This is a genomic window from Gordonia sp. (in: high G+C Gram-positive bacteria) (assembly GCF_047602025.1).
In the GTDB taxonomy this organism is placed as follows: domain Bacteria; phylum Actinomycetota; class Actinomycetes; order Mycobacteriales; family Mycobacteriaceae; genus Gordonia.
The window spans coordinates 2889143-2903102 of sequence record NZ_JASGII010000001.1 but is presented as its reverse complement, the minus strand read 5'-3'; the positions used below and the strand labels follow the sequence as shown (position 1 = coordinate 2903102).

The 13960-nt window shown below is 70.5% G+C and carries 13 protein-coding genes and 1 pseudogene; 8 read left to right on the top strand and 6 right to left on the bottom strand.

The genetic code is table 11. The features are described 5' to 3' along the window. Positions 1-7: 7 nt before the first annotated feature. A complete protein-coding gene (locus QM728_RS14555) occupies positions 8-1483 on the bottom strand; it encodes a DUF222 domain-containing protein (RefSeq protein ID WP_415032719.1) in 1476 nt (491 codons plus the stop codon). 170 nt (positions 1484-1653) lie between these two features. Here QM728_RS14555 and QM728_RS14550 point away from each other — a divergent pair, with 170 nt between their 5' ends. Then, the gene (locus QM728_RS14550; RefSeq protein WP_415032718.1) at positions 1654-2226 is read left to right on the top strand and encodes a hypothetical protein; all 573 of its coding nucleotides are present in this window, start codon (positions 1654-1656) and stop codon (positions 2224-2226) included. Here QM728_RS14550 and QM728_RS14545 read toward each other — a convergent pair. Both QM728_RS14545 and QM728_RS14540 read right to left on the bottom strand, forming a co-directional pair. Then, on the bottom strand, positions 2211-3023 hold the full coding sequence (locus QM728_RS14545; RefSeq protein ID WP_415032717.1) for a serine hydrolase: 813 nt from the start codon (positions 3021-3023) through the stop codon (positions 2211-2213). The genes QM728_RS14550 and QM728_RS14545 overlap by 16 nt on opposite strands. Continuing rightward, the gene (locus QM728_RS14540) at positions 3024-3779 is read right to left on the bottom strand and encodes a hypothetical protein (RefSeq protein WP_415032716.1); all 756 of its coding nucleotides are present in this window, start codon (positions 3777-3779) and stop codon (positions 3024-3026) included. A 212-nt stretch (positions 3780-3991) separates the two neighbouring features. On the opposite strand from QM728_RS14540, the gene QM728_RS14535 reads away from it, so the two are divergent. Genes QM728_RS14535 through QM728_RS14525 form a run of 3 tightly spaced genes read left to right on the top strand, consistent with a single transcriptional unit; the run spans position 3992 to position 6159 of the window. Further along, positions 3992-4456, top strand: a complete 465-nt coding sequence (locus QM728_RS14535; RefSeq protein WP_415032715.1) for an XRE family transcriptional regulator — start codon at positions 3992-3994, stop codon at positions 4454-4456. A 60-nt stretch (positions 4457-4516) separates the two neighbouring features. Continuing rightward, positions 4517-5026: a hypothetical protein gene (locus tag QM728_RS14530; protein ID WP_415032714.1), complete on the top strand. Its 510-nt coding sequence runs from the start codon at positions 4517-4519 to the stop codon at positions 5024-5026. 2 nt (positions 5027-5028) lie between these two features. Further along, positions 5029-6159 carry an MAB_1171c family putative transporter gene (locus QM728_RS14525; RefSeq protein WP_415032713.1) on the top strand — a complete coding sequence of 377 codons (1131 nt, stop codon included), beginning with the start codon at positions 5029-5031 and terminating at the stop codon, positions 6157-6159. Between the two features lie 763 nt (positions 6160-6922). On the opposite strand, the pseudogene QM728_RS14520 reads toward QM728_RS14525, so the two are convergent. Continuing rightward, positions 6923-7780, bottom strand: a pseudogene (locus tag QM728_RS14520) (formate/nitrite transporter family protein); the annotation flags it as partial. A 205-nt stretch (positions 7781-7985) separates the two neighbouring features. On the opposite strand from QM728_RS14520, the gene QM728_RS14515 reads away from it, so the two are divergent. Together QM728_RS14515 and QM728_RS14510 are read left to right on the top strand one after the other, a co-directional pair. Continuing rightward, entirely contained in the window at positions 7986-10091 is a 2106-nt protein-coding gene (locus QM728_RS14515; RefSeq protein WP_415032712.1) for a DUF2232 domain-containing protein, read from the top strand. After that, entirely contained in the window at positions 10088-10846 is a 759-nt protein-coding gene (locus QM728_RS14510; RefSeq protein WP_415032711.1) for an energy-coupling factor transporter transmembrane component T family protein, read from the top strand. The genes QM728_RS14515 and QM728_RS14510 overlap by 4 nt, the downstream gene beginning before the upstream one ends. A gap of 186 nt (positions 10847-11032) precedes the next feature. On the opposite strand, the gene QM728_RS14505 is transcribed toward QM728_RS14510, so the two are convergent. Both QM728_RS14505 and QM728_RS14500 read right to left on the bottom strand, forming a co-directional pair. Next, the gene (locus QM728_RS14505) at positions 11033-11665 is read right to left on the bottom strand and encodes a superoxide dismutase (RefSeq protein ID WP_415032710.1); all 633 of its coding nucleotides are present in this window, start codon (positions 11663-11665) and stop codon (positions 11033-11035) included. A 276-nt stretch (positions 11666-11941) separates the two neighbouring features. Next, positions 11942-12124, bottom strand: a complete 183-nt coding sequence (locus tag QM728_RS14500; RefSeq protein WP_415032709.1) for a hypothetical protein — start codon at positions 12122-12124, stop codon at positions 11942-11944. Positions 12125-12226: 102 nt separating this feature from the next. Here QM728_RS14500 and msrA point away from each other — a divergent pair, with 102 nt between their 5' ends. After that, positions 12227-12898, top strand: coding sequence for a peptide-methionine (S)-S-oxide reductase MsrA (msrA, locus tag QM728_RS14495; protein ID WP_415032708.1), 672 nt, complete (start codon positions 12227-12229; stop codon positions 12896-12898). Further along, the gene (locus QM728_RS14490; protein ID WP_415032707.1) at positions 12895-13956 is read left to right on the top strand and encodes a winged helix DNA-binding domain-containing protein; all 1062 of its coding nucleotides are present in this window, start codon (positions 12895-12897) and stop codon (positions 13954-13956) included. The genes msrA and QM728_RS14490 overlap by 4 nt, the downstream gene beginning before the upstream one ends. Positions 13957-13960 lie beyond the last annotated feature (4 nt).

Sequence of the window (13960 nt, the reverse complement as noted above, 5' to 3'; positions counted from 1 at the left end):
CTACCGGTTAGCCCGGTGGGTCGGGATCAGCGCCTCGGGCGGCACGGTCCCGTGCCGCGTGGCATCTGAACGGGTCGTGCAGCGGATTGGTTCGATACTGGCCGCCACTGCCGGTTAGACGCCATCCGGTGCGTCCTGCGTCGGGTCCGTGGGTGATGGGTGTGGTTTCCCATTGGCCGGGGGTGGTGCCGACGTTGCGGTTGTCGGGTCCGCACGCGAGGGTGAGGTCGCCGATGTTGGTGTTGCCGCCGTCGGCCCAATCGGCGGTGGCGTGGTGGGCCTGGCATTGGGATGCCGGGCGCGGGCACATGGGGCGGGTGCAGCCGCGGTCGCGGCCGAACAACGCCAGCCGCTGTGACTTGGAGGCGATCCGTGCCCCGCGGTACAGGTCCAGCACCTGCCGCGTCCCGGCAGCGAATACTTCGAGCCACGGGGTCGCCTCGGCGGCCAGGTCGATCAACTCGCTCACCGGCACCGGCGTCCCGGTCGCGGTCGTTGCGACCCCGGCGCGTCGGGCCAGGTCGGCTTCGTCGATGGTGATGACCAATTCGGCCGGCAACCGGGCCGGTGGGCCCAACGCGCCGTGGCCGAGGATCCAGTGGGCGGCGGTGACAAAAGCGTCGTGGTTGCGCTGGGCGGGGGTGCGACGGTCGCGGGCCGCGGCGTTGGCGAGGGCGTCACGATCCTCGGCGCCCAGTTCGGCGGCGGAGCCGTCGATCGAGTTCTCGTCGTCGGGGTTGTTCATGCCGGGCTTGGCCCAGTTGTCGAGCCACACCTCCAGCAACGCCCGCGCGGCCGGAGTCAGATACCCCGACAGCTTGCTCATGCCTTGGGTGTCCTGACGCCCCAAAGTCAGGCCGCGTTGACGCTGCCGGTCTTCGTCGTCGGTCAGGCTGCCGTCGGGGTCGAGATGCGCCAGAATCCGCTGGCCGAGCTTGCCCATGTCCTCGGGTGGTAGTTCTATCGCCGCCGCTGACAGGGTGGCCTCGGCCTGCTCGACATCCTCGACTGCCACCGCTGCGGGAATCGCGGCCATCACTCTCTCCACCTCCCGCACATGATGACCAGAGGCCTGCCCGGCGGCTACGAGTTCGGCCAGCAGCTCGCGCCTGGGCGGCAGCTTCTCCCCGGTCATCGACGACAACCGACCGATCGCCGCCGCCACATCTTCGCGCCGACGGGCTTCGGCCGCGCCGAGCCGCAAGTGCTGGCCGTAGAAATCGCGGGGCTTCTTGTTGCCCGTCCGCAGGAACACCTGCCGATCAGAGACCTCCACGTAGAAGGCCGCATCGACGCCGTCCAGGCGTCGGCGCGTGGTCTCCAAGGACTCCACCGTTGCCTGCACCGCGGCGTCGGTCATCAATCCGAGCTTGGCGTCGGCGAGCTTGACCGTCGCGGCATCGATCAACTCGGCCAACTCGACAGGTGAATCCGGCAGACCGTCAGCCAACACGTTGTGCTCACGCGCCGCTGCTGTTGTCATCGGATTCACCCCCTGCGAACTGCCGCTATGAACGTTGATTCGAACTAATGTTCATACTACCTGGCGCCAGTGACATACGCCACTATTTAGCTGTGAAGCAGCTGTGAATAGAAGGTCGACTGTCGTTCGGGCAACAGCGCACCGACCGCAGGACGGCCTACCATCCCCGCATGGCCGTCGACATCCCGCACGACATCCGCACAGACCTGCTGCACCGCTGGAACGAGCCGCACCGCCGCCATCACAATCAGCGGCACCTCGACGAAGTGCTCGCCGCCCTCGCCGAACTGCGCGGCGCGGACCTGTCCTTCGCCGAGCGGCCCGTCGTGCTGGCGGCCTGGTTCCATGACGCCGTCTACAAGCCGCTCAGCGGGACCAACGAGGAGGACTCGGCGGCGCTCGCCCGCATCGCGTTGGCGGACGACCCCGACCGTGACGAGGTTGCGCGGCTCGTCGAACTGACGAAGACCCACGAGCCCGCGCCCGACGACGCCAACGGCGTCGCCCTGTCCGATGCCGACTTCGCCGTCCTGGGCGCCGATCCCGAGCGCTACGACGAGTACGCGGCCAACGTGCGCACCGAGTTCCGCCGCGTCCCCGGCTTCCTCTACCGCCGCAAGCGGCGCGAATTGCTCACCGAGTTCCTCGACCGCCCGCACATCTTCGCCTCGACGCCCGCCCGGGAACGGTGGGAGGCGACCGCGCGGGCCAACATCGCGCGGGAGATTCAGTCGTTGAGCTGAGCGCGGATCGCGTCGCCAAGCGCGCGCATGACGCGCAGCACCGCGTCCCGATCGGGATCGTCGGCCCCGTTCGGCGACCAGTTCGCCAGGCAGGCGTAGGCGATGGTCCCCGACGGCCCGGCGGCCAATCCCACGTCGACGCGGATCCCGTCGTCGGTGCCGGACTTGTTGACGACGCTGAGCCCGCGATCGGACCCGTCGTGCGCGAGGGGGTCCAGCCCGAACGCCGACGCGACCATGCTCAGGTCGAGCCCGCCGCGCAGCCAGCCGAGGACGCGGGCACTCACCGCCGGACCGCCTACCTCGCCCCGGTGCAACGCGCCGACGAGCGCGGCATAGCCGCGCGCCGAGCCGCTGCTCAGCGTCGGCGGTGCCCCCGGGCCGCGGTCATCGCGGACCAGGTCGTGCAGCGCCACGTCGCCGAGCGTCAGTGCGTCGACGCCGCCAATCCGATCGAGCAGCACGTTGGTGGCCAAGTTGTCGCTGGCCAGGCCGACGAGCCGTGCCACATCCTCGACCGGCAGTGCGTCGACGGACAGGTGCTGCCAGATGCCGGAGTCGGCGACCGGAGCCGCCGAATCGCGACGCAGCAGCTCATCGGCGGCAAGTTCACGGGCCTCGATCCGGCGGGCGACCGCCGTCAACAGCACGAGCTTCGCGGCGCTGGCGGAACGCAGGACGGTATCGGGGGATGCGGCGAAGAGTTCGGCGCCGGAATCGGCGTCACCGACGACGACGCCCCACTCGCCGGGCGCCTCATCGATCAGCGCGGCCAGATCGCCGAAGGCGTCGCCCATTTAGCGGCGGATCGCCCGCAGCGCGTCGAGGAAACGGCCGCTGCCCAGCACCGCGAGCGTCGACAGTCCCATCAGCACGGCCGGACCGTAGCCGTCGGCGGCCCCGCCGAAGTCGCCGCGGGGCGCGGCTTTGACGGTCGGTTTCGGGGCCGGCGTCTGGGCCGGGGTCGGCGCGGGTGCGGGCACCGGACGAGCCGGGGCCTGCGGCGCGGGACGAGTCGGTGCGGGCGCAGGAGCCGGTGCCGGTGCGGGTGCGGGTGCGGCCGGGGGCGGCGGCGCGACCGGTGCCGCGGGCGGAGCAGGGGGTGCCACCGGGGCCGGCGGCGCCTGCGGTGCTTGCGGGACCGGGTGCGGCGGGGGAACGGGTGCTGGCGGCGGCTGCCAGGTCGGCGGCGTGTTGTGGTCCAACCCCCGCGTCGGCGGGATGTGCGGGTTCCCGCCGGCACCGGGCGCCGGTGCCGCGAGACCGCTGCCGGCCGATCCGCCGCCGGAGCCGCCCGAGCCCGCCGAGCGCGGGGGGTGCGCCTGCGGGGCGGTGGCGGCACCCGGCGGGATGCCGTCCTCGTCGTCGCCGGGAGCGGCGGTGGCCGGGGCCACCGGCGTTTCGCTAGTACTGGGGCCGTCGTCGGGGTGGGCGGACGCGCCGGGCGCGCCGATGACCGTCGGGCCGGCGAAACAGATCACGCCGGCCGCCCCGCACGCCAGGGCCGCGCGCGCCGCGAGGCGGCTGCCGCGGAGTAGCCGGGTGGCGTGCATGGGTCCGTTCCTCACCTGTGGTGTCGATGGCCGCGGTGAACCTTGCGTTGACCGGCGACTCACCGAGAATACCCGGGCGCCCGGACCGCCGGGACGTCGCGATCGGCGAAGTGAGGTATCCTGAAGAATATTCACGCGATTCCGATTCTCAGTTCACAGGAACAGCAACCGGGTCAAGTGTCCAAGTCAATCGACCGAGTATGGGGTGAACGATGACGGCTAGCGATAGCAGCAACGTCGAACCGGGCCTGTTCGCACGGCGCCTGGAGGAGCTCTTCCGCACTGTTCCCGGTCCCAACGGTCGCGCTTACAGCGCCAAGGCCATCGCCGCCCGCTCCACCGAGCGCGGCTTCCGCCTCGGCGAGTCCTACCTGAGCCAGCTGCGCTCGGGGAAGGCCAAGTCGCCGTCGTTCCGCACGGTCGAGGGCATCGCCGCGGCCTTCGGCGTCGACGTCCACTACTTCCTCGAGGACGGTGCCGCCCAGCGCACCCGCGAGGAGATCGACAAGCTCCGCATGCAGGCCGACGCCGACGTCCAGCTCGCCGCCTTCCGCCTGGCCGGCCTGTCGAGCGACAAGGTTTCCGTCGTCAACGAGCTCATCAAGGTGCTCCGCGAGCAGCAGGGCCTGCCGCAGGATCCCCCGGAGATCTCCGAGTCGGACATCACCTCCGCCTAGCGCCCGCGGGGCACTAGAATCAACCGGTCAGCGGCAATACCGTCTACCGGGGGAGATTCGATGCGCAGCGAACGGGCTCTCCGTGCGCTCTGCCGCAAGGAACTCCGCGGCCTCGACCTCGACCTCCCGCTCGACGCCGAGCAACTCTGCCGGCGCTACGGCGAGCGTCGCGGTCGGCCGATCAACGTCATCTCCCACCCGCTGCCGGCGGGCATGCCCAACGGGGTCTGGCTCGCCGCGAGCGACGGCGACTACTTCTTCTGCCAGGCCAACACGACGCCCCACCACCGCAACCAGATCATCGTCCACGAGTTCGGCCACCTGATCGCCGGACACCAGATGCTCGGACAACTCGACGCAACGGCCCTGCTGGCCCCCAGCGAGGACGACGCGGACGACGCGCTGGCCCGCACCTGCTACTCCGACGAGCGCGAGTGGGAGGCGGAGATGCTCGCCTCGATCATCGTCGGGTGGGCGGCCGAGGCCGCGGGTTCGGTCGACAAGACCGCTGACGACGACGGATTGCGGCGAATCCAGCGCCTGCTGGGCGGCCATGGCGGTTGGATGTAGCCGTGCACGGAATCTTCAGCGCCGACACGGTCAACTTCCTCGCCCTGGTGATCTTCGCCGTCGCGGTGTGCTGGCGCATGGATCAAATCCGTCGCTACGGCGGCGGCCTGCAGGCCGCCGCGATGACCGTCAGCATCGTCGCCTTCACGCTCGCCTTCGTCGCCGCCAACCCCGCGGTGGCGCGTCGACTCAACTCGGGCGTCTTCGACGGATTCGCCCGCGTCCTGCTCTGGTGCATGCTGGCGCTGGGGGTGGCGGCTCTCGTCGTCGTCTTCTACTACGACCCCGCCCAGTCCCACCGCGCCCGACGGGCCGGCATTGAAGCCATTCCGCTGACGATCGCCGCCGTCGGCCTGCAGGTCGCGATGTCGATGATCCCCCACGACCTGCGCCTGGACGACCTCGACGGTTCGTCGGCCAAGGACTGGGCGTTCGCCACCTTCTTCCTCATCGGCAGCATCTACCTGACCTACGGCTTCACGGCGTGCATCAAGAGCATCCGCCAGTTCGTGCCGGCCGCGGCGGGGTACCTGCGGACGTCGCTGGTCCTGCTGATCCTGGGCCTCGTCGCGCTGGCGACCGCCTCGGCGCTGCAGATCGTGTTCATCGTGGGCGTGATGACCGGCTGGTTCGTGCTGCCCGGGCTGCTGTACGCGACCAACATCCTGGTGCTGGTCGGCATGGCCGGCTTCCTGCTCGGCATCTCCTACCCGCTGATCTACTCCCGGATCCGGTGGATCAAGGCCCGGCTCACCCTGCGCCAGCAGTACCGCGACCTCGAGCCGCTCTGGCAGGTCGTGACCGGCGCGGTCCCCGGCGTCGTGCTCCCCGGCAAGGACGGCGCCGAGTTGAACGCGTCGCCGATGGTGCTGTTCAACCGCCGGGTCGTCGAGATCCGCGACGGTCTGACGCAGCTCAGCCCGCTGTTGCCGGACGATTTCGCGCAGTGCTCGCCGGAGCGGCAGGGCAAGCTCATCACGGCTGCGGCGAAGAAGTACGCCGACAAGGGGGAGGCGCCCGGCGAGGTCCGCGACCTGCTGCCGGCCAATGCCTCCACCCTCGTCGGCGATGCCGAACCGCTGCGCGAGGTGTCGTTGACGCTTACGCGGGAAGCGCGCTGGGTGAGCTCGTAGCCCGCCGCTGCGCCTTCTTCTTGGCGCCGGGCAGCGGCGCGTTGACGGTCGTGAAGTACTCCGCGATGGCGAAGGCGGCGATCGGCGCGGCGACGAAGATCTGCCCGGCCATCACGCCGACGGGCGCCAGGAGCGCGGCACCGGCGACGCAGCCGGCGATGGCGGCGGGGAACACCGCGCCCAGGAAGCCGATGAGCGCCGCCAGCGACGCGGCGCCGAGGCCCGCACCGCCGATGGCACACCCGACGACGCCGGCGCCGATGGCACCGACCGCGGCGCCGATGAACGAACCCGCGACGACGGTCTGGTTCAGCCGGGCCAGCGCCTGCGCCTCCCGCTGCTTGGCGTCGACCTTGGGCGCACCGCCGGTCGGCTCCTTGGCGACCGGCCGGTAGACGGCATCGGCGACGGAGAACTTGGGGCTCATCGTCACGGTACGACCGCGGATCGTCGACACGATGGGGAAGACGAAGTCGTCGACGCGGAACAGCATCGGGATCGACCACAGCGGCTTGTCCCGCGGCGACCGCACGACCAGCGCGGTGCCCTCCTGAGCGAGCGAGCCCTGGTCGAACTTCAGCACCAGGTCCTTGTTCTCGGTGAACCGCGCGGTGTAGTCGATCGTCGCCGGGTCCTTGTGGGGCGCGGCAACGGCGTGACCCGACGACGACGCGGCCACCGCCAGCGACACCAGACCGACCGCCGCCAGGCTCATCGCCACCCGGGCGCCCGCGAGACGTCCATTCGGGCTCGGGGTGACCATCGGGGTCTTCGGGAGCTGGGCGGTGGCCTTCGGCTCGCGCTTGGGCTTGGTCTTGTAGTGGGTCACGTAGATGGCGAGACCGGTGAAGAGCAGGCCGCCCACCAGGTTGCCGAGCACGACGGGCAGCTCGTTCCACAGCAGGTAGTCGCCCCAGGTGAAGTCGGCGCCGAGCATGATGCCGACCGGGAAGAGGAACATGTTGACCACCGAGTGCTCGAAGCCCATCGCGAAGAACAGCAGGATGGGCAGCCACATCACCACGATCTTGCCCAGCACGTCCTTGGCGAGCAGGGCGCCGACGACGCCGGTGGAGACCATCCAGTTGCACAGCATCCCGCGCACGAACACCGCGAGCCAGCCGTTCGCCCCGTGCTCGGCGTAGCCGACGGTCCGCTCGTGGCCGATGGCGGCGAGCTTCTGCCCGTAGGCGGCGAACTGGTTGCCGGCGTCGTGGATGTTGGTGTCGAACCCGTAGGTGACGAAGATCGAGACCAGCAGCGCGACGGTGAGCGCGCCGGCGAAGTTGCCGACGAACACCAATCCCCAGTTGCGCAGGACCGACCCGACTGTGACGCCGGGCCTGCGGGCGATCCACGCCAGCGGCGCCAGCACGAACACCCCCGTGAGCAGGTCGTATCCGAGCAGGTAGAGCAGGACGAACCCGATCGGGAACAGCAGTGCGCCGATCAGCGGGGTGCCGGTGTCGACGGCCATCTTCACCGCGAAGGCGGCCGCGAGCGTGAGCATCGCGCCCGCCATGTAGGCGCGGACGAGGGTGTCGCGGGTCGACATCGCGACCTTCGACGCCCCGGCGTCGATGAGGGACACCGCCAACTCGGGCGGTTTGACGTACGTCATGGGAACTCCTGTGGCTTGCGGGTTGCTTCGGTCTGCCGAAGGTAGGAATCGCGTGTTAACCCGGGCGCGCCGGAGAAGTTCGCTGCCGTTACTTTCTTCGCACACGGTCGGCGCGGACGCTGAGAGAGTGGTGCGGAAGTGGGCCCTGACCTGCGCGCGGACTCCCTCAGCGTCAGTTAACAATCGGTCAGGCACACTGGTTGCGATGTCCACGAAACCTGCGCCGACGCCTGTGCGCGGCCCGTTGCGCCCGCACGAGGTCGCGCTGTGCGCCGTGCTGGGCGGGCTGACGGTCGCGACCATCGTCGTCGCCCAGGTGCTGCCGATCCTGACGTCGGTGGCCCTGCTCGCCCCGGTGCCGATGGCACTGGTCGGCCAGCGCACCCGTCCGCGCGCCACGGTCGCCGTCGTCGTCGCGGCGGCGGGCGTCGCGTTCGCGCTGGCCGGTCTGTCCGCGGCGGTATCGGTGGTGGGTGCCGGCGTGATCGGCGGCCTGGTCGGCGAGATGAAGCGCCGTCGACGCGGGCTGGCGTCGTTCACCGCCGCGTCGCTGATCGTCGCGCCGATCCTCGGCGGACTGTCGGTGGTCGTGCTGCTGGTGCTGGCCCCGCTGCGGCGGTTGGTGCTGGAGTCGATGAAGAACACCTTCGACGGTGCGGCCAAGGCCGTCGAGAGCATGGCCGGCTCGGTGAGCGGGATGGCACCGGAGTTCGCCGATGCGCTCAAACAGTCCGCGGCGATGACGCGTTCGCTGACAACCGCGATCGTCCACTACTGGTGGGCCTGGCTGTGGGTGTCAGGCACGCTGAGCGCGCTGCTGACCCTCTACCTCGCGTGGTGGCTCGTCGGCGGCGTCATCGAGCGCATCCGGGCCATTCCCAGCGTCGACACGCTCGACGACCCGCGTCGGGACCTGACCGCCGCCGTCGCGCCCGGCCCGCTGCCGGTGGAACTCGACCACGTCGGATTCCGGTATCCCGGTTCGTCGAAGGCACAGCCACCCGCACTCGCCGACGTCTCGCTGCGGATCGATCCGGGCGAGCTCGTCGCGATCGTCGGCGCCAACGGTTCCGGCAAGTCGACGGTCGCCAAGCTGCTCGCCGGCCGTGCGCCGACGTCGGGCGAGGTGCGCCGACCCGGCGACCCCGGGCTGGGTCAGCCGGGCGGCACCGCGATGGTGCTGCAGCGCCCGGAGACCCAGATGCTCGGTGCGCGCGTCGCCGACGACGTCGTCTGGGGGCTGCCCGCCGACGTCGAGGTGGATGTCGACGCGCTGCTCGCCGAAGTCGGGCTCGACGGCCTGCGGGACCGGGATACCGCCGACCTGTCCGGCGGTCAACAGCAGCGTCTCGCGCTCGCCGCCGCGCTCGCCCGCAACCCCGCGCTGCTGATCGCCGACGAGGTCACCTCGATGGTCGACCCGGACGGGCGGGGCGAACTGCTCGAGGTCCTCACCGAGCTGCCCGCCCGTCGGGGGCTGGCGGTCGTGCTCATCACCCACCGCGCCGACGAGGCCGCCGCCGCGGACCGGGTGATCCACCTGCGCGACGGCCGCGTCGACCCCGAGCCGCCGCTCTGGCTCGGCGCGGAGGAACCCGACGTGCCGGTCGCCGCCCCGATCCCGGTGGTCGCGCGGCCGCTGGGCGGCCCGCTCATCGAGCTCCGCGGCATCGGACACAAGTACCTGGCCGGATCGCCGTGGGAGGTCACCGCGCTGCGCGACGTGACGCTGACCGTGCGCCGCGGCGAGGGCCTGCTCATCGTCGGCGGCAACGGGTCGGGCAAGTCGACGCTCGCCTGGATCCTCGCCGGGCTGACCACCCCGACGTCGGGCACCGCGCTGTACGAGGGCACCCCGATCAACAAGCAGGTCGGCGCGGTGAAACTGACCTTCCAGCATGCGCGCCTGCAGCTGCAGCGGCCGACCCTCGGCGAGGACATCCAGGCATCGGGCGGCGCCCTCGTCGGCAGCGCCGAGGTCGCGCGACTGCTCGAGGAGGTCGGGCTCCCGCGCGAGTTCGCCGCGCGCAGCACCGATGCGCTGTCGGGCGGGCAGATGCGCCGCGGTGTGCTGGCCGGCGCGATGGCCGGTCGCCCGGACGTCATCGTCGCCGACGAGCCGCTGGCCGGCCTCGACCCACAGGCGCGCGCCGACGTCGTCGCCCTCTTCGGCCGCCTGCGCGCCGCCGGGCTCACGCTCATCGTCATCTCCCACGACCTCGACGAGATCGCCACGGTCTGCGACCGTCAGGTCGAACTGGTCGACGGCGTGCTGCTCGCCGATGCGGCCCAGCAGGGGGTGGTCTCGTGAACGCCGTCCCGCTGCGCGTCATCCCCGGCGACTCGGTCATCCACCGGCTGTGGGCCGGCACCAAGCTGATCGGGATCGGCCTCATCGGCGTGCTGCTCTGGGTGCTGCCGTCGTGGCCGGCGCTCGGCGTCGTCGCCGCGGTCGTCGTGGTGGTCGCGCTGCTCGCCGGGATCCCGCTGGGCGCCGTGCCGCGACCGCCGTGGTGGTTCTGGGCGCTGGCGCTGGCGAGCATCGCGCTCTCGACGCTCGTCGCCGGGTGGTCGGGTGGGCTGGTCACCGCGCGCGGCGTGGTGCTCGGGATCCTGGTGATCGCGATCTCGGTGCTCGTCGTCTGGACGACCCCGACGGCGGAGTTGGCGCCCGCGATCGCCAAGCTGATGACCCCGCTGCGCTGGCTGCGGCTGCCGGTCGACGAGTGGGCGGTGGTGATCGCGCTGTGCCTGCGGTCGTTGCCGCTGATGGTCGACGAGCTGATGACCCTGCGCGCCGTGCACCGGCTGCGGCCGAAGACCCCGTCGGATTCCGGCCACCCGTCGGCGCAGCTGACCCTGGTCGACATCATCGTCGCGGCGCTCTCCTCCGCCTTGCGGCGGTCGGCCGAGATGGGCGAGGCGATCACCGCGCGCGGCGGCATCGGGCGCCTGACCGCCGACGCGGCCCGACCGGGCCGGATCGACTACATCGCGCTGACGATCATGGCCGTCGTCCTGGGCGTGGCCATCGCGGGCTCGTTCCTGATCAAAGGCGCGATGTAGCGCGCGCTCCTCTCGCCGAGTGGGCGGTCGAACCCCGCCGAGTGGGCGGTCCTACCCCGTCGAGTGGGCACCAGAACCCCGTCGAGTGGGCACCAGAATTCCATCGAGTGGGCAGTCGAACCCCGGTAGAGACAACAACGGCGGCCACCCCGTCGGGGCGACCGCCGCTGTCGGTGAGCGTGGTGATCAGGCGTTGACGACGAGGCCCTTGCCCTGCTTGACCGCGCGGTCGAAGCGCTCGGCGGCGTCGGCCCAGTTCACGACGTTCCACCACGCCTTGACGTAGTCGGGCTTCACGTTCTGGTAGTCGAGGTAGAAGGCGTGCTCCCACATGTCGAGCATGACGACCGGGATCAGGGCGGCGGAGGTGTTGCCGCTCTGGTCGGTCAGCTGCTCGATGACGAGGCGCTGGCCGATGGTGTCGTAGCCCAGGATGGCCCAGCCACTGCCCTGCAGGGTGGTGGCGGCGGCGGTGAAGTGCGCCTGGAACTTGTCGAAGCCGCCGAAGTCGTTGGCGATCGCATCGGCGAGGTCACCGGTCGGCTTGTCGCCACCGTTGGGGGACAGGTTCTTCCAGAAGATCGAGTGGTTGGTGTGGCCACCGAGGTGGAAACCGAGGTTGGCCGACAGGCCGTAGACCTTCTGCGCGATGGTTCCGTCTTCGCGGGCCTCGGCGAGCTTCTCAATCGCGGTGTTGGCGCCGGCGACGTAGGTCGCGTGGTGCTTGCTGTGGTGCAACTCCATGATGCGGCCCGAGATGTGGGGCTCGAGCGCGCCGTAGTCGTAATCGAGTTCGGGCAGGACGTACTTTTCGGCCACGAGACTTCCCTTCGCAATTCTTTTGTTTTCTTGACGGTGTCCACTCCACCGTATCCCTCGGCGAGAGGCGCGTCACACCGGTGTCGTGGTTCGACGGTGCCCACTCGGCGGATTCTGCCGCCCACTCGGCGGGTTTGGACCGCCCACTCGGCGAGAATTGCCGCCCACTCGGCGGGTTTAGACCGCCAACTCGACGAGATATTGGTGCCCACTCGGCGAAAAGAGAAGAGCGCCGACCCCGTTCGGGTCGACGCTCGGAGGCGACAGTCGCCAGCGCTAGAGGGCGATCACCAGGAGCAGGATGCCCAGCGGAACGATCGACGCGAAGGTCCACAGACAGGAACCGGAGATGTTGTACACCGGTCCGGCTTCCGGAGTGAGATGCGCGGTGCGAGTCGTCGCCGCCATTCCTTGTCCCCCTGTTGGTCTGTCGTTCATCTTCGCGGTGAAGTGGGTCACACGCTGAGTGTGACCGCCATCATAAACAGATGACTCAATCGACTTCAAATCCGGGTCCGAGCGGCGCTCGACGGCCCTGTTCCGACGCGTAGGATCGATCCCATGTCCTGGGGTTTGTCGCGATCGAAGATGGTGATGATCGACGCCGCCGACGCGTTGCCGGGTCGGTCGGTCGTCGTGCCGGTGCCGGAGAAGCACCTGGTGCTGGGCACCCCGATGGTCTCCCCGAACGGAACCTGCGATTGGGGGCCGGGATACCGGGCGGTCGTCCTCGGCGGCGGCTGCTTCTGGGGCGTCGAGGAGATCTGCTGGCAGCTGCCCGGCGTCTACACGACGGCGGTGGGCTATGCGGGCGGCTTCACCCCGAACCCGACCTATGAAGAGGTGTGCACCGCGCGCACCGGCCACACCGAGGCGGTGCTGGTTGTGATCGACGAGAGCCAAACCGATCTCGAGACGATCCTGCGCACCTTCTTCGAGACCCATGACCCGACGCAGGACATGCGCCAGGGCAACGACATCGGCACGCAGTACCGATCGGCGGTGTTCACCTGCAGCGCGGCGGACGCGCAGCTGGCCCGCGACATCGCCGAGCGGTACCAGTCCGCCCTCACCGCGGCCGGCTACGGCCCGATCGCGACGGAGATCGCCGAGCTCGCCGACGTCGGCGACGGCCGCTTCTACTACGCCGAGGACTACCACCAGCAGTACCTCGCCAAGAACCCGCACGGCTACCGCTGCCACGCGTCGACCGGGGTGCACTTTCCGCAATGATCTCCGTCGAGCAGTGGAACCGCACCCTGCTGGCCCGACAGCACCTGCTCGAGCGGATCGATGAAGACGTCATCGAGGTCCTCGACCGCTGCGTCGGCCTGCAGGCCCAGGACCCGGCACCGCCGTTCTTCGCGCTGTGGTCGCGCATCGAGGGCTTCGACCCCGCCGACTACGACGAGCTGCTCACCGAGCGCGAAGTCGTCCGCTCGGTCGTCCTACGCGGCACGCTCATGGCGCTCGACGCTCACGACGCCCGCTGGATGCGCGCCCTCGTCCAACCGCGGATCGACGCCGTCACGCGCACCAACCACAAGCTCCCCGCCGACGTCGACGCCGCCGCGGTCGTCGACTTCGGCCGGGAGCAGATCGCCGGCACCGAACTCGCCGGGAGCAGTCTGCGCGACGCCCTGGCGCAGCGCTGGCCGTCGGTGCCGGCCGCCGACCTCATGGCCGTCGTGCGCGATGGGCTGCACCTGGTGCAGGTGCCGCCGCGCGGCACGTGGCGCGGGTCCGGCCAACCGACCTACGCCCTGCTCGACGACTGGATCGGACCGGGCGAGCCCGCCGTCGACGGCGACGAGGCGCGCAAGGACCTGGTCCGCATGTACCTGCGCGGCTTCGGCCCGGCGTCGGTCGCGGGCATCCAGACGTGGTCGGGGCTGACCGGGCTCGGCAAACTCGTCGAGGCGATGGAGGCCGACTGGGAGCTGGCGAAGCTCGACGGCCCGAACGGCGAGGTCCTCTACGACCTCGACGGCCTGCCCATCGTCGACGGCGACACCCCCGCGCCGGTCCGCCTCGTCGCGCCCTTCGACCACATCCTCGTCGCGCAGGCGCCGGCCGACCGGATTCGCATCGCCGACCCCGACGTCTTCGCCAAGACCGTCACCCCCAACGGCCGCAGCCCCGGGTTCGTGCTCGTCGACGGTCGGTTGGCCGGGACGTGGCGGTTGACCGACGGGCGGGTCGGCGTCGACTACCTCGTCGACGTCCCCGCGGCCCAGCGCCGCCAGGTCGACCAGGAGGCGCTGCGCCTCGAAGCGTTCGCCAGTTCGTAGGGGG